Origin of the sequence: uncultured Holdemanella sp. (assembly GCF_934772795.1) — a bacterium.
GTDB lineage: Bacteria > Bacillota_I > Bacilli_A > Erysipelotrichales > Erysipelotrichaceae > Holdemanella.
In genome coordinates, this window is record NZ_CAKVMR010000051.1 from 1 (window position 1) to 15828 (window position 15828).

Here is a 15828-nt window from a genome sequence, read left to right on the forward strand (position 1 = left end):
GTACGTACAAGATGTATATTATATGTAGTGATGTACGTACAAGTCACGCGTTCGAATTCAAGGAGAAAAAAACATGGGAAAATTTACTAAGGATGCTACAGAGTTATTAAAACTTGTTGGCGGAAAAGAAAACATTCAAGCAGTATCGCATTGTGTCACTCGTATGCGCTTTGTACTCGTTGATCCATCAAAGGCAGATGTAAATAAAATCGAGGATCTTCCAAGTACAAAAGGAACCTTTACGCAATCTGGACAATTCCAGGTGATTATCGGAAATGAAGTACAAGAATACTACAATGAATTTACTAAGATTTCTGGTATTGAAGGTGTCAGTAAAGAAGAGGTGAAGCAGAATGCAAAGTCTCAACAAAATGTTATTCAAAAAATAATGTCGGCTATGGGAGAGATTTTTGCTCCAATTATTCCAGCTTTGATTGTTGGTGGTTTGATTCTAGGCTTTAGAAATGTCATTGACTCTATGGCTATTGTAGAAAATGGTACAAAAACACTATGTGAAGTATCTCAATTCTGGGCGGGAATTGATCAATTCTTATGGTTGATTGGAGAAGCTGTTTTTCATTTCTTGCCTGTAGGAATTGTTTGGTCAATTACTAAGAAAATGGGTACAACACAAATTCTGGGTATTATTCTAGGTATCACATTGGTGTCGCCACAATTATTAAATGCGTATGCCGTCGCAAGTACAGCACCAGCGGATATTCCAGTATGGGATTTTGGTTTTGCGACTGTAAAAATGATTGGATATCAAGCACAAGTCATTCCGGCTATGCTTGCAGGGTTTACGCTTGTTTATTTAGAAAAATTCTTTAGAAAGATTTCACCAAGCTATATTTCAATGATTACAGTTCCATTCTTCTCATTATTATTAGCTGTAACATTGGCACACACTGTATTAGGACCTATCGGATGGGTTGTCGGTGATTGGATTTCAAAGGTAGTTTGGGCTGGATTGAATTCTTCGGTGAAATGGTTGTTTGCGGGTGTATTTGGTTTTGTGTATGCACCACTTGTTATTACGGGATTGCACCACATGACAAACGCAATTGATACACAATTAATTTCTTCATTTGGTGGAACGAACTTATGGCCAATGATTGCACTTTCTAATATTGCCCAAGGTTCTGCGGTATTAGCTATGATTGTTCTTCAAAAGAAGAATGATAAGGCGCAACAATTATCAATTCCAGCATGCATTTCTTGTTATTTAGGAGTTACAGAACCTGCAATGTTTGGTGTAAATATTAAATATGGCTTCCCATTCATTTGTGCCATGATTGGCTCTGCATTTGCCGCCATGTTCTCTGTAAGTACAGGTGTTACAGCCGTTTCTATTGGTGTAGGTGGATTGCCTGGCATCCTATCAATTTTTCCACAATACATGATTCAATTCGCAATCGCCATGGTCATCGCAATTGTCATTCCGTTTGTATTAACTTATGTAATGGGAAAGAAGAAATTAACCGATGTAGATTTATATGGAAAACAAAATAAGAATGAAATATTAGAATTTGTATCTCCTGTAGAAGGAAAAGTTATGGAATTAAGTGAAGTTAAAGATAAAGTATTTTCACAAGGAATCATGGGAAATGGATTTGCGGTGGAATTAACTTCAGGTACAGTTAGAGCTCCATTTTCGGGAGAAGTCACAGTTGCGTTTCCGACTGGACATGCGATTGGAATGAAAAGAGCGGATGGATTAGAAGTGTTGATTCATATTGGTATGGATACTGTAGAATTGAATGGAAAAGGTTTCTCACTAAAAGTTAAACAAGGAGACTATGTAAGAGCTGGTGATGTATTAGTTGAAGTGGATTTGGATTATATTAAATCTGAAGGAAAATCATTAGTTTCACCTGTAGTCTTTCCAAATGGACAAGCTGTTTCTTTGAATGTACAAGGAAATATTAAAACGGGTCAAGACGTGGTCGCAATCGCATAAGGAGTAAGCGTTTGGAAAATTTTAAAGATAAAGTAGTATATCAGATTTATCCTAGATCTTTTATGGATACGAACAATGATGGGATTGGAGATTTAAAGGGTATTATTTCTAAATTGGATTATTTAAAAGAATTGGGAATAGATTATATTTGGTTAAATCCGATTTTTCCATCTCCACAAGCCGATAATGGGTATGATGTTTCTGATTATTGTGCCATTGATCCAACGTTTGGAACAATGGAAGACTTAGAAGCTTTAATTGATGAAGCTAGTAAAAGAAATATTTATTTGATGTTTGATATGGTATTTAACCATTCGTCTACAGAACACAAATGGTTTAAGGAAGCATTAAAGGGAAATGAGAAGTATAAGAATTACTATTTCTTTAAAAAAGGAAAAGATGGAAAGCTTCCTACAAATTGGTGTTCAAAGTTTGGTGGTCCAGCATGGAAATATGTGCCTGAATTTGATGAGTATTATTTACATTTGTATGATGAGAAACAAGCCGATATGGATTGGACGAATGAAGAGGTTCGCAATGAGTTTATTCAAATCTTAAATTTCTGGATCAAGAAAGGCATTCGTGGATTTCGATTTGATGTCATTAATAATATTGATAAACAAAAGTTTGAAGATTGTCCACAAGGCGTAGGGAAACAATTCTATTGTGATCAACCAAGAGTTCATTCATATCTAAATGAGTTGAATACAAAGACATTTGGGAATGTTGAGAATTGTATAACTGTTGGAGAAATGTCTTCAACAAGTGTAGAAAACTGTATAGGGTATACCAATCCAGACAATCATGAGTTGGATATGGTCTTTAGTTTCCACCATCTAAAAGTGGATTATGTTAATAAAGAAAAATGGACTTCTATGCCATTTGATTTCAAAGAATTAAAACAATTAATGAATGATTGGCAAGTTGAAATGCAAAAAGGGAACGGATGGAATGCATTGTTTTGGAATTGTCATGATCAGCCTAGAAGTTTATCAAGATTTGGAGATGACAAGAACTATCCAAAAGAGTCTGCAAAAATGCTTGCGACAACACTACATATGATGCGTGGAACTCCATATATTTATCAGGGTGAAGAAATTGGAATGACAAATCATTATTTTGATTGTATTGAAAAATATCGTGATGTAGAAAGTATCAATGCCTACAACACCTTAAAAGAGGAAGGTAAAGATGAGGCGTATATATTAAAGGTTCTACAAGAAAAATCACGTGATAATGCACGTACGCCAATGCAGTGGGATGATAGTGAAAATGCAGGTTTTACACATGGTAAACCCTGGATTTCTCTGATTGATAATTATAAAGATATCAATGTGAAAAATGCATTAGCTGATTCGGATTCCGTATTCTACCACTATAAAAAATTAATTTCTTTAAGAAAAGAATATGCCATTATTCAAGAAGGAAACTATGTTCCATTACTTGAAGAGGATGATGCGGTTTTTGCCTATAAACGAGTATTAAATAATGAAGAATTACTTGTATTAAGCAACTTTTATGGGAAAGAATGCACATTTGATATGGATTTAAGCGATTATGAGATCTTACTTTCTAATTATGAAGATAGTACAATTAAAACTAAAACACTTAGACCTTATGAATCTTTAATTTTACACAAATAATATTTTTAACAGACCCCATCACGCCTCTGATTTATCATGCGCAACCTGGTGGGGTTTGTTTTAATTCTATAGTTTCATGACTTATTATTTTCTTCTGAATATGATAAATTATATAAAAGTGAGGTTTTTTGACTATGAAGAAAGTGCTTTATATAAAGGATAATAAATAAAATTAAGAGGATTTGTGCACCTTAAATGCACCTTTTGGATAGCTTCATCAACAACATCGCTCGGCTTAAATGCTGAGCTTTTTATTTATGCTTGTGCATAAATCATAAAAAATACTGTGCATAACTAGATAACCCGAAAATGAAAATGATTTTTTTAAATTCAAGATATAAAATTTCCCTCTTTTACAAGATTTTGTCGGCTTGTACCGGTTTAATTTACTATTTTTTTCTTGAGTGTAATATTTAATTAATGAAATATCACGGAGGCAAGAAATATCATGAACGATAGTTATACCAGTAAATATGCTGTTGGGTCACGTCACATTCGGATACACTCTATGATTTGATGTCAGATGGAATTTAAGATGAGAGTACAAATCTAAACAGAGTTAGAGCAACAATCAACAATAATCTTAACAAACAAGAATTTATCTAAATGGTCAACTATATTCGGAAATCCAGTAATAGCAAATACGACACTTGATCGACTGCTGCATCATTCACATATAGTCAGTATAGTAGGTCCGTCATACAGAATCAAAGATGTAATGGATTCATTTGAAAACTAAATAATGCAATCCAAATTGGTGAAAAATAAACAATCCATTTTGGTGAATTTTATCTTGACATTATCAATAAATTGCGATGCTAGTGGAAAAAAATAACCGTTGCTAGAGCTTTCATGAAAGAATCAAGTATTTTAGTTTTAACTTAACCTACTGCATCAATGGATGCATTAGCGGAATTAGAAATATTTCAAACATTTGATAAATTGAAAAAAACAATTGTGTATATTTGTAACACATAGATTGTCAAATATTGGTTCGTCGGATCAAATTATAGTTTTAGTTAAGGCGAAGTTATTGAACAAGGAGTTCATAAAGATTTGATTAAAAGGGATGGTAAATATAAAAAATTATTTGATACACAAGTTAGTCTATATAAAAAGGGAGGCATAGAAGAATGTTAGAAGTGAGAAATTTGTTCAAGGCATTAAACGGAAATGAAATATTAAAAAATATTAATCTTCAATTTGAAACAGGCGTTTATGGATTGTTAGGCGCAAATGGAGCAGGAAAAACAACATTAATTAAATGTTTGTGTAAATTATATGAAATTGATTCGGGGAGTATTTTGTATAACGGAAAACAAATTAATCATTTAAAAAATAATTATTTTAATTCTTTAGGATATTTGCCACAAAATTTTGGTTATTATCAAGATTTCACAGCTTATGATTTTTTATCATATATAGGAATTTTAAAAGGCTTAGAAGGAAAAAAACTTGAACATAGGATAGAATATTTGTTAAAAGAATTAGGATTATACGAGAAAAAGAATATTAGACTTAAACTTTATTCAGGAGGAATGCTAAGACGGGTGGGAATAGCTCAAGCACTGTTAAATGAACCGGAAATCTTAATTTTGGATGAACCTACAGCTGGATTAGATCCTAAGGAAAGAATTCATTTAAAGAATTTACTTAATCAATATGGTGAGAAGCATACAGTAATTATTTCTACTCATATTGTTTCTGATGTTGAGGATATTTCAAAAGCCATTATTCTTTTAAAAAAAGGTGAAATCTGTGAACAAGGTGATTTAGATGTCTTATTAAAAAAGATTGAAGGATTTGTTTATGAAGGAACTGTACCTAAAACACAATTGGATTATTTCATGAATAAGTATAGAGTTAGGAACGTATACGATTTGGGTAATACTATTAGAATAAGGATAATAACCGAAGATAATGTTGAAAAATGTTTTGCGCCTATAGAAGCTACTTTAAATGATTTATACTTATACTATTTTGATGAGGTAAGTGAAGATGACTAGGTTAATTAAAAATGAGTTAAACAGGATATATACATGTAAGATTAACAGAATCTCAGTATTATTATTAATTGTAATTTCTGTCGTATATGGATTTTTGACAGTGTTTCAGGATCAGACTATAACTTATTATGAACAAGGAATAATCTATGGTATTGATGCAATAACCTTTGAAAAAAATTTATCTCATGGTACTGTGGAAATAAATGATGATGAAATAAATAAAGTTATTGATAATTTTCAAAAGCAAACAAATAATATTAACAGCACTGATGGCGAAACATTTAAAACAATGTACAGTAAAGAGATGAGATCCTATGAAGAGGTGATTTCACTTATTGATTTTACTTTAGGTGGAACATATATGGATCAGTATAAAAAAATATTAGAAGTTAAGACTCCAATAAATTTTGTTGAGCTTTGGAAAGATAAAACTAATTGCACCGCTAAAATAAAAAGCTTTAAATCTGGCTATAGTAAAGGCTATCAAAGATTTCTGAAAAAAATTATGGATTTATTTCTATTTATATCTATAATGCTTGCAGTTTGCTTATCTAAAATGTTTTCTCAAGATAAAGAAGAACGGATGAATGAAATTATAAGTACAACAAAGAATAGGGGTACTAATCATTTTGTAGCAAAAGTTACTGCTGGAATAATTATATCAAGTTTCTATTATTTGTTGGCCCTTGTCCCATTTTCAATAATAATTTTTTCAATATATGGTTTAGCTGGTTGGGATGTTAATGTACAGTTAGGAATTGCACCTCTATTTCCGAACTTATTGACGTATGGACAATTATTATCTAGAGCAGTTTTAATGGGATTATTAGCATCAGTATTGATGGGACTGTTAATTATGTTTTTTTCAAAAGTGTTTTTGTCTAGTAGTGTTTCTGTTATATGTTCTATAATTTTATGTTTTATTCCAAATATAATGATTTCACTATTAAATATTTCATCTTCTTCAATATTACGATATTGTTTCCCTATTACAATGGTTGATGTGTCATCGGTGCTTAATTTTGATATGACAAAGTTATTATTTACTTTTTTATTGTTTTTTTTATTAACTTTTATATTAATTTATGACAAAAAAAGATTAATTCAGTAGGTGATTAATAATGGTGAAAAAACTAATATTTATAGAAATAAAAAAATGTATTAATCCAAAAATAATATTTGCGTTTTGTTTTTTTACGATAATCTTTCTTTCAACTTTTTTCTTGTATTCGATTAGTAGTACTGATGTATATGTTAACGAATTTAGCATTAATGCTAAAATTGATGGGATAAGTGCCAAAAGAGATGCGCAAGCAAAAATAGAAAAAAAATTAACTGATAAAGAATTAAGAAATTCATTAAAAGTATTTACTGGTATAACAAATGATAAAAGTAATTTTGATTCAACTGGAAATTTGATGATAAAAGGTTCAGAATCTATTAAAATGTTTAATAAATATTCTGATTTAGCAAACCTTGTGATTCGAGCATATTCTCCGATGTATTCGTTTAATCCTGATATTTTGAATCATTTAGATTTAAATGATATAACTGTTCAAAGCATATTTGTTAATAGAGAAAATAATATTAAAACTATTAACCCAGATTTTAGTGATAAATTAAAAGAGCAAAAATATATCGATTTTGGTTATTCTTTGGGGTGGCAAACTCTTTTAAATGATCTACCATATATACAAATATATTCGATGATCATAAGTTTGATAATTGCTGCATTGATTTTCTTTGTAGAAAAAAAATGTAATATGAATATGATTCTTAGAACATTAATTACGAAAGAAAGTAAAATTAATTTCATTAAAGCAATAACGGTTTTAATAATGAATTCTGCAATCTATTTTTCTATTGTGTTAATTTATAGTGCTTTAATCTGGAGTGTATTTGGCTTAGAGGGATGGAATATGAAAATTCAGACTTCTTACCTTTTTTGGCTGTCCCCTTTAAATATCAATTATTTTCAAGCATATGTGGTCAATGTTTTGATAGGGTATCTAGCAGTTTTAGTGGTAACATTTTTCACCTCATTGTTAGTTAAAATGAATGAAAAGAAATACATAGGCGAATTATTATCTATATTATTTATATTTATTCCATTTATGTTTAATAGCTATTCATTTTTTGGCTTTTTCCCATCAAATGTAATTCAATTATCTAGAAATGTTTTGAACTTTAGCTGGATAAATGGAATAAATTCTATATATTTAGAATTTATTGCTTTATTATGTGTTGCTATTTTATTGTTTTTGCTAGTTTGTCGAAAAAATAGAAAAGAAACTTAAATTTTAATTGAGCTTTTCGCATATTTAAATCCACTGATTCCATTAACCTGTGCCATTTATACAACTTTAGTTGTAAGGCGAATTTGCATTCAATCTGTGAATTATAGATTTGGAGGTTTAGAAGATATGACTAAATTTTTTTGGCTTAATTTAATTCTATTTTTGATAATTTGCGGTGTTGCCATTATTTTACAATATCATTTCGGGAGTAGGCTTAATAAGAAATTTGAAATAGTTTATGGTTGTATATCTGCAGTGATTATAGCAGTTACCAGTATAGTATTTACAATTAAAATGAATCCCATTATTACACCTTCGTTGCATGCTGATTATTTAAAGTTAAATGAAGAAATTAAATATGAGAGTATAGAATTATGCGGAAACTATAGAGATTGCACACTTAAGATTGTTGCAAATGGTTTTAGATGGGGATACCAGACGTATTATTCTGGGGATGCTAATGTTGAGATATACAATAGCAAAAATGAAAGGTTGAATTATTATTACAAAGCTAAAGTTTATTACAATATTGATGTTAATAGTGTTATTGTGTTAAAAGATACAAACGATGCTAAAGTATATATTTTCAACTTGGACACAAATCAACAAACACAGGATTTTTATGATTTGTTATGTAAAAAAGTTGATAAAGTAGGTGTTTCACATACTGAGAGCCATTCCGTCCATCACTAGGAGCCAGGTAATCCATTGCTCAGAGCCACTAAATCCACGAAGAGCCACTTCAAATTTATGAAATGACTCTTATTTTTTATTTAATTTTTGAATAATTCTATGCAATTGACGGCTAATTCGGTGCACCTCTAGCGGTTATACCAGTTACTGATGACGGTTTGATTTGGCGTAACATAACGGATGATCAGTGTAATAAGGCCTTGATACCATAGTTTGACTACGGTGAAACGAGGCATTTTTGTGACTGAACAAATTTGGATGGGATTAGGCGAATTAGTTTATTAAAAAAATTATATCTACAATCTTTAAATTATAATCGAATGATATGTCTGATTGAGTATTAAACTCTTTATCAATATTTGAAGTTGATTCTTTTATATCATTTTCGAATGTAGAAGGAAAATTAAAAATAATTTGAAGAGTACAAGAATATATATCTTTTCGTGATTTAATGATAATAAATCTTTGCTCATCAGATAAACTACAATATTTTATTGCAAGATCTAAGATTTTAGTAAAAAAAATCATTTGATTGATGGAATCTAAGCTTGATAAATCATCACTATAAAGGGTTGATGTAACAGAAATATTTAAACTTGATAATTGATTTTTTTTATGGTTTAAAACTGTTGAAAAGATTGGAGAATTGGTATATATTTCGTTAAATTCTTTGATTGTCTTGTTTGACAATGATTTAATTAATAAGTCTAGCTCATCATATTTTTTTTGATCTATTAACTGATTAAGTTCAGCACAAGTATGAAGTAAATTATGTAAAAATTTAAAATTGGATTCATATTCCATGTTTAAGGAATTAAATTTTGAAATCATCATTTCTTTACTTAATTCTGATATTTCTAAACTTTTTTTAAGGTTTTCGTTTTTAATGATTTGTAGTTGAAACAATATTGTAATGGAATTAAAAATCAGCAAAAGAAATAAAATAATAACAAGAATTCTGTTTCCTGAAAAGAGTGTTTGATAGTTTCCATAGACAATGAGGAACAATATCGTTGTTAGTGCAGGAAAAAACAAAATATAAAAGGATTTAGGTAAGTTTGTGATTTTAATAGTATGACATATTTTTTGTGTGATATATGAAAAAAAATAAGCAAAAAACTGTGTTAAAATTATAATCACCAAATAAGTATTTGATGTGTAGATATTATTTAAAGAGAAACTAGGATTAAATAATTGAAAAAAAACAATGGATAATGACTCTGAAATCCCTATCGTCAAGTAACATACCAAAAACAATATAAATTTATTAATTAGCGAACCCTTAAATAAAAATGATATATATATGTATAGTGTAATAAAAGAGAGAATTTTTCCTATCTGATTGATTCCGTTATAATTTCCTAAATAAGTGCACATAATAGCGATAAGAAATAATAAAAAAAACATATAATAGGATATTTTTCTTTTAGTAATAAATTGGTTAAAGAAATATGTAATAAAAATAACCGTGAGTATATCGGATAGAAAAATCATCATAGTATGTTATGCAAATTAGCAAAATATTGATTTGTGAATGACTTTTTGAAATTTTTAGACAACGGGATTTTTTCACCATTATTCATGATGATATCTTTACCATCTGAAGAAAAACCGCTAACATAATCAAGATTAACCAAAAAAGACTTATATGGTTGTCCAAACCCTTTATTAGATAGTTTTTCAATCCAATATTTAAGAGGATATGTAGTTTTTTTCTCAATATTATTAACAAAATGAATAATCGTATGTCGATTAAGAAATTCTATGTATAACATATCCTTATAGTGAATCTTATATTGAGATATCTTTTTATCGAAAAAACCGTATTGCTGTTTAAATGAAGTTGATAAGACGCTCTGCATCTCTACGTTAAATATTTTTTCATCAATTGGTTTAATAAGATATCTTTTCGCTTCTATTTTATATCCATCTATTAAATATTTTTTAAAGCTAGAAGTGATTATAATAATAGAACTACGATTATAGGTTCTTATTTTTGATGCGATTTCTATGCCGTTGTAGTCTCCTAGTTCAATATCCAAAAAAATCAAATCATATTCTAAGAATAAGTTGGTCCCTACATCGAAGTTTTCAAGATAATCAATCTTATATGATATTTTGTTCGCTAACAAAAAAGAATCTAGTAATTGGTGTAAGTGTAGCTTATCTCTTTCTATATCTTCACAAATTAATATTTTTATCATTATGCCTCCCGCTAACTATTTTACACCATTTGTTTACTTATTTATACTTTTGTATGAAATTATAAAATGGTATAAAAGAATTAAAGTTTTTAACTTTTAACTAATGGGCTCATGTAAATAAATAATGAGATATTTGACTTTTTGGAAATCATTCAAAAAATCTAATGTGGCAATATTGCCACCATTCATAAAGTATTACATAACATTCAATGTGACATTCTTCGAGTGAGATTACATTGAATATATATACGCATATTCATTTAGAAGATGTAATAGAAGAACTTGAGGGAGTTGAATGTGTCTAAAATCCACGGGCACAAACTTTAAAATTTTAGTGCCCATTTTGTGCCCATTACATGGTATGATATGCAAGAGTATGCAAGGTTAATACAAATTTGAAGGAACTTAGCGAATGATGAAATAACCTATATTTATAGGCATAACTTGATATAAAGTGGTATAAGGAGGTTTTATTTGAATATGAAGAAAATTTTGTTTATCTGTCACGGCAACATATGTAGAAGTGTAAGTGCTGAGTACATTATGAAAGATTTGGCTAAGAAAAATGGGGTAGAACTATATGTTTCAAGTGCAGCTACAAGTCGTGAAGAGATTGGTAATGATATTTATCCTCCGGCTAAGCGTAAACTAAAAGAAAAGGGAATTCCATTTTCTAGACATTACGCAAGACAAGCTACAATGAGTGATTATTTGTCGTATGACTATTTGATTTGTATGGATGAAAATAATGTGCGTAATCTAAATCGTATGTTTAATAAGGATCCAGATCATAAGATCTATAAATTATTATCAAGAGATGTTTCAGATCCTTGGTACACCAACGATTTTGAAACGGCTTATAACGATATATATGAAGGCTGTAAAGCTTGGTTGGAGAAACTATCATGAAACAGAATCTACATACACACTCTATCTTTTGTGATGGAAAAGACACCATTGAAGAAATGACTTTAGAAGCCATCTCAAAAGGCTTTGATATTCTAGGATTTTCTGGACATGGACATTTGGACATTGATACAAGTTCAATGCGAGATACTTCAGGGTATATTTCAGAAGTTCAAAGAGTTAAATCAAAATATTCTTCATCGATTCAAATCCATTTAGGTATTGAAGAAGATATGTTAGGAAGAATAGCTGAAAAGGCTCCATTTGAATATGTGATTGGAAGTAAACATTTTTTAGGTGAGACGGCTGTGGATTACTCTAAATCTGTATTTGATTCTTTATTTGAATCGTATTCTGGTGACTATAAAAAAATGTGTAAAGACTACTATTCTGACTTATCCAATATGTATGACTGGCAAGAAGTGGATATCATTGGACACTTGGATTTGATCACCAAATATAATGAGGATGAATCTTACTTTAAATTTAATGATAAAGACTATATGAACATCGTTTGTGACTGCATTGACCGATTACTTATTAATGATAAGATTTTTGAAGTCAATACCGGAGCTATCGCAAGAGGCTATCGTAAAACGCCATATCCATCTAGGGATATATTGGAATATTTACAGGCTAAAAATGCACGTATTTGTCTAAATAGTGATTGTCATGATAAGAACTATTTGGATTGTGCTTTTGAAGAAAGTTTAGAATTGATTCAATCTTGTGGATTTAAAGAAATGCAGATACTCACAAAAGATGGCTTTGTGCCTGAAAAAATTAGATAGAATAAACAGTGAAGGTATTCTTGTGATAATCAATTAAACCTTCACTTTTCATTTTAGAAAGTTCTTTTGATAAAGCACTTCTTTCTACATTTAAATAATCCGCCATCTGTTGACGATCAAACGGAATCTTAAAGGTAGAGCTTTGTGTTTCAAGTTTCATGAAAGATAAATAAGACAGTACTTTGTTACGAATTGACTTATTGGAAATATGAAATATGTGTTGTGACAACATTTTGTTCTTATTTGAAAGGATTTGAATCATTTGATCCTTTAATTCAGGGGATTTTTCTAAGGCTTGAACATCTAAAAATTGAATTGTACAATCCTCAATCGCTCTAACATATACATACATAGGTGTTTGGGTTAGGACATAGCTTTCCGCAAACATTTGATTAGGACCAATATGTGATAGTAGGGAAACATTGCCTAAAAAATCTACGGTTTCAATGACAACACTTCCTTCTTTGACAATGCCAATGGCTTGAGGAATATCTTCTATATGATAAATAATTTCATTTTTCTTGTATTTCTTGAATGGTAAATCCATAAATATCTTCCTTTCGTGGTTTAAACAACATAAATTTAATGTATTATACAATAAAATAAGTGTATAAGAAATGAGGATGATTCTATGTTAAGAAAAATAATTCAAATTGATGAAGATAAATGTACAGGATGCGGTATCTGCGTAGATGCCTGTCATGAAGGAGCCATTGGCTTAGTGAATGGGAAAGCTAAATTAATGCGAGATGATTATTGTGACGGACTCGGTGATTGTTTACCCACATGTCCAACAGGTGCTATTTCATTCATTGAAAAAGATACTCTAGCTTATGATGAAGAGGCTGTAAAAAAGAATATGGAACAACGCATGAAAGATGCAGGTACTATGCATACAGGCTGTCCAGGCTCTATGATGCATACACTAAATCCAGTTGCTACTCCATCTATCAATGTAACAAGTCAATTAACATCTTGGCCAGTACAAATTAAGCTAGCACCAATCAATGCACCATTCTTTCAACATGCCAAACTATTGGTAGCTGCGGATTGTACAGCCTATGCCTATGCCAATTTTCATCAGGAATTTATGAGAAACAAAGTGACTTTAATTGGATGTCCAAAACTAGATGGGGTGGATTATTCAGAAAAGCTTTGCGATATCATTCGTATGAATTCCATCGAAAGTGTAACCATTGTTCGTATGGAAGTACCTTGTTGTGGCGGTCTTGAAAATGCGGTTAAGAAAGCTTTGCAGGAAAGTAAAAAGTTCATTCCTTGGCAAGTCGTCACAATTTCAATTGATGGAAAAATCTTAGATTAAACTAAAAAAGTGCAGTTATCGTGTCAGATATTGCACTTTTGTCATTTTCTGACACGTTAAACGTTGTTTTTTGTCATTTTTGATATAAAAAAGTATCACCGTAGCGATACTTTGATGATTATTCCTTAGTGATTTCTTTGTAGCTAGCTAGACCATAAGCACTATCTGCTTGTGTACCCGCATTGACAATTGCTTGTTCCATCGCTTTGACCGCCATGATTCCAACTAAATCTTGTTCAGCAGGCACTTTATTGGATGTCATCGCAAAAATTGTATCTCCATCACTTGAAGTGTGGACTGGACGAATACATCTAGCATACCCATTATGTGCCATACTCGCAATCTTATTCATTTGCGCTTTATTTAAATCTGCATTTGTGATGATACAACCAATTGTTGTATTCATACCACAAGAATTGATCATCTTTTCAGCTGCCTTTAAGATTTCATCTTCACTAAACAATCTTGTGTTTGTGTTTCGATCATAAATACCTGCGATTGGTTTGTCTGAATTTGGATAGAAAATATCACCACACGCATTTACTGCAACAATAGCCCCTACTTTTAATGGACCAATTTGTAGGGCAGAAAATCCTAACCCTGCTTTCATCGCATATTGAGGACCAAAGAATTTACCAACACTTGCACCTGTTCCAGCACCGACATTTCCTTGTTGAGGATCATTTTTTTCCGCTTCAATACAAGCATCATACCCCATTTGTTTATTTGGATATGCCTTAGAATTACCTACACCACAATCAAATAGACAAGCTTCACATACGATTGGAATATAGATGTTTTTCATGTCAAAACCAATTTCGTGCTCACTCAAATACTGCATAACACCACTGCTTGATTCTAGACCAAAAGCACTACCACCCGATAGAGTGACCGCGTGGATTTTTTGAACCATGTTTTTAGGATTTAATAAATCCGTTTCACGAGTGGCAGGACCACCACCACGTACATCTACACCAGCTGTAGCTCCTTCTTTACATAAGATGACGGTACAGCCAGTCGCATTTTCTGTATCTTGTGCACTACCAATTTGAAATCCTTCGATTTCATTGATTTGAATTGTCTTCATTTTTGATCTCCTTTAATTCATATAAATCATTTCTACGTACCTTCCAATAAGGCATTCTTTTCCTTACTTTTTCAATGTCGTTTAAATCAATGTCTACAACTTTATATGTTTCTTCTTCGCCCAACTCCACTACAACATTGCCAAAACCATCCACAAGAATGGAGTGCCCACCAGCCGTATAGTTTTTATATGTATATTTAGCCGGTGCTACTCCACACAGAAAGATTTCATTTTCTAAAGCACGAGTTTGAGTAAATAACTTCCAATGTTTCTTTGTAGCCTGCTCATTAAAGGCAGCCGGACAAAATAGAATTTGTGCTCCATTTTGAGCTAGAATTCTAGACACTTCTGGAAAGCGGATGTCGTAACATAATAAAATGCCACATTTTCCCCATGGCGTATCAAAACAATGTAGGTGATTTCCTGGTACAAACACTTCATTTTCACAATAATCTTGTTTGTTGTGGAATTCAAAAAGATGTGTTTTATCATACGAACAAACAATGTTGCCATCGCTATTTAATATGTAACAACGATTGTATTTATTTGCACAAATGGAACCAGCTACAATCCATATCTTATGAGATCTAGCTAAGTTTTTTAAAGCCATCAAACTTTCATCGTGACGCAAATAAGCTGTCTTTAATGCATCATTATGATATGGACAGTTCCACATTTCGGGTAAAACTAAAATATCACATTCTGGAATATGTTTTAGTTTCGCTATATTTTGTTGATTATCCATTGAAACAGACATTTGGTACATACAGATCTTCATATAGATTATGATAGGCGAAAAACGACTTCTTTTCAAGCTGTGCAATGACTAACAAGTGTTTACGTCAACTTCTCGTGATTTATAAACATCTATAATTTCAAATGATTGAAAACAGTCTAAATTAGTTTTAAATAAAGCT

14 protein-coding genes and 1 pseudogene are annotated in these 15828 nt (G+C 30.9%); 10 read left to right on the plus strand and 5 right to left on the minus strand.

All coding sequences use genetic code 11. The features are described from left to right. Positions 1–73 precede the first annotated feature (73 nt). The 7 genes and pseudogenes from treP to Q0F04_RS08985 all read left to right on the plus strand — a co-directional run bounded on the left by treP (position 74) and on the right by Q0F04_RS08985 (position 8599). A complete protein-coding gene (gene treP / locus Q0F04_RS08960; protein ID WP_295752533.1) occupies positions 74–1960 on the plus strand; it encodes a PTS system trehalose-specific EIIBC component in 1887 nt (628 codons plus the stop codon). Between the two features lie 11 nt (positions 1961–1971). Further along, positions 1972–3603, plus strand: a complete 1632-nt coding sequence (treC, locus tag Q0F04_RS08965; RefSeq protein WP_295752535.1) for an alpha,alpha-phosphotrehalase — start codon at positions 1972–1974, stop codon at positions 3601–3603. Between the two features lie 571 nt (positions 3604–4174). Further along, positions 4175–4342, plus strand: a pseudogene (locus Q0F04_RS11925) (ATP-binding protein); the annotation flags it as partial. A 394-nt stretch (positions 4343–4736) separates the two neighbouring features. After that, positions 4737–5609 carry an ATP-binding cassette domain-containing protein gene (locus Q0F04_RS08970; protein WP_295752537.1) on the plus strand — a complete coding sequence of 291 codons (873 nt, stop codon included), beginning with the start codon at positions 4737–4739 and terminating at the stop codon, positions 5607–5609. Further along, on the plus strand, positions 5602–6720 hold the full coding sequence (locus Q0F04_RS08975) for a hypothetical protein (RefSeq protein ID WP_295752539.1): 1119 nt from the start codon (positions 5602–5604) through the stop codon (positions 6718–6720). The genes Q0F04_RS08970 and Q0F04_RS08975 overlap by 8 nt, the downstream gene beginning before the upstream one ends. Positions 6721–6730: 10 nt before the next feature. Then, positions 6731–7906: a hypothetical protein gene (locus Q0F04_RS08980; protein WP_295752542.1), complete on the plus strand. Its 1176-nt coding sequence runs from the start codon at positions 6731–6733 to the stop codon at positions 7904–7906. 126 nt (positions 7907–8032) lie between these two features. Further along, on the plus strand, positions 8033–8599 hold the full coding sequence (locus tag Q0F04_RS08985) for a hypothetical protein (protein ID WP_295752545.1): 567 nt from the start codon (positions 8033–8035) through the stop codon (positions 8597–8599). Between the two features lie 273 nt (positions 8600–8872). Here the strand turns inward: Q0F04_RS08985 and Q0F04_RS08990 are convergent, their stop codons facing one another. Beyond that, positions 8873–9739: a hypothetical protein gene (locus tag Q0F04_RS08990; protein WP_295752548.1), complete on the minus strand. Its 867-nt coding sequence runs from the start codon at positions 9737–9739 to the stop codon at positions 8873–8875. 353 nt (positions 9740–10092) lie between these two features. Next, positions 10093–10803, minus strand: coding sequence for a LytTR family DNA-binding domain-containing protein (locus Q0F04_RS08995; protein WP_295752551.1), 711 nt, complete (start codon positions 10801–10803; stop codon positions 10093–10095). A gap of 480 nt (positions 10804–11283) precedes the next feature. On the opposite strand from Q0F04_RS08995, the gene Q0F04_RS09000 reads away from it, so the two are divergent. After that, positions 11284–11712 (plus strand): low molecular weight protein-tyrosine-phosphatase, encoded by a 429-nt coding sequence (locus Q0F04_RS09000; RefSeq protein ID WP_295752554.1) that lies wholly within the window; start codon positions 11284–11286, stop codon positions 11710–11712. Further along, on the plus strand, positions 11709–12500 hold the full coding sequence (locus tag Q0F04_RS09005) for a histidinol-phosphatase (protein ID WP_295752555.1): 792 nt from the start codon (positions 11709–11711) through the stop codon (positions 12498–12500). The genes Q0F04_RS09000 and Q0F04_RS09005 overlap by 4 nt, the downstream gene beginning before the upstream one ends. Here Q0F04_RS09005 and Q0F04_RS09010 read toward each other — a convergent pair. Then, positions 12493–13047, minus strand: coding sequence for a Crp/Fnr family transcriptional regulator (locus Q0F04_RS09010; RefSeq protein WP_295752557.1), 555 nt, complete (start codon positions 13045–13047; stop codon positions 12493–12495). The genes Q0F04_RS09005 and Q0F04_RS09010 overlap by 8 nt on opposite strands. Positions 13048–13131: 84 nt before the next feature. Between Q0F04_RS09010 and Q0F04_RS09015 the strand changes: the two genes are divergently transcribed. Then, positions 13132–13824, plus strand: coding sequence for a 4Fe-4S binding protein (locus Q0F04_RS09015; protein WP_295752560.1), 693 nt, complete (start codon positions 13132–13134; stop codon positions 13822–13824). 118 nt (positions 13825–13942) lie between these two features. Here Q0F04_RS09015 and Q0F04_RS09020 read toward each other — a convergent pair whose 3' ends face one another. Together Q0F04_RS09020 and Q0F04_RS09025 are read right to left on the minus strand one after the other, a co-directional pair. Next, on the minus strand, positions 13943–14911 hold the full coding sequence (locus Q0F04_RS09020; protein WP_295752562.1) for a P1 family peptidase: 969 nt from the start codon (positions 14909–14911) through the stop codon (positions 13943–13945). Next, positions 14889–15689: a nitrilase-related carbon-nitrogen hydrolase gene (locus Q0F04_RS09025; protein ID WP_295752564.1), complete on the minus strand. Its 801-nt coding sequence runs from the start codon at positions 15687–15689 to the stop codon at positions 14889–14891. The genes Q0F04_RS09020 and Q0F04_RS09025 overlap by 23 nt, the downstream gene beginning before the upstream one ends. Between the last annotated feature and the right edge of the window lie 139 nt (positions 15690–15828).

Coding starts and splice junctions, on each gene's coding strand:
- treP (WP_295752533.1), top strand. CDS start 74: ATGGGAAAATTTACTAAGGATGCTACAGAGTTATTAAAACTTGTTGGC.
- Q0F04_RS08970 (WP_295752537.1), top strand. CDS start 4,737: ATGTTAGAAGTGAGAAATTTGTTCAAGGCATTAAACGGAAATGAAATA.
- Q0F04_RS08975 (WP_295752539.1), top strand. CDS start 5,602: ATGACTAGGTTAATTAAAAATGAGTTAAACAGGATATATACATGTAAG.
- Q0F04_RS08980 (WP_295752542.1), top strand. CDS start 6,731: ATGGTGAAAAAACTAATATTTATAGAAATAAAAAAATGTATTAATCCA.
- Q0F04_RS08985 (WP_295752545.1), top strand. CDS start 8,033: ATGACTAAATTTTTTTGGCTTAATTTAATTCTATTTTTGATAATTTGC.
- Q0F04_RS08995 (WP_295752551.1), bottom strand. CDS start 10,803: ATGATAAAAATATTAATTTGTGAAGATATAGAAAGAGATAAGCTACAC.
- Q0F04_RS09000 (WP_295752554.1), top strand. CDS start 11,284: ATGAAGAAAATTTTGTTTATCTGTCACGGCAACATATGTAGAAGTGTA.
- Q0F04_RS09005 (WP_295752555.1), top strand. CDS start 11,709: ATGAAACAGAATCTACATACACACTCTATCTTTTGTGATGGAAAAGAC.
- Q0F04_RS09010 (WP_295752557.1), bottom strand. CDS start 13,047: ATGGATTTACCATTCAAGAAATACAAGAAAAATGAAATTATTTATCAT.
- Q0F04_RS09015 (WP_295752560.1), top strand. CDS start 13,132: ATGTTAAGAAAAATAATTCAAATTGATGAAGATAAATGTACAGGATGC.
- Q0F04_RS09020 (WP_295752562.1), bottom strand. CDS start 14,911: ATGAAGACAATTCAAATCAATGAAATCGAAGGATTTCAAATTGGTAGT.
- Q0F04_RS09025 (WP_295752564.1), bottom strand. CDS start 15,689: ATGAAGATCTGTATGTACCAAATGTCTGTTTCAATGGATAATCAACAA.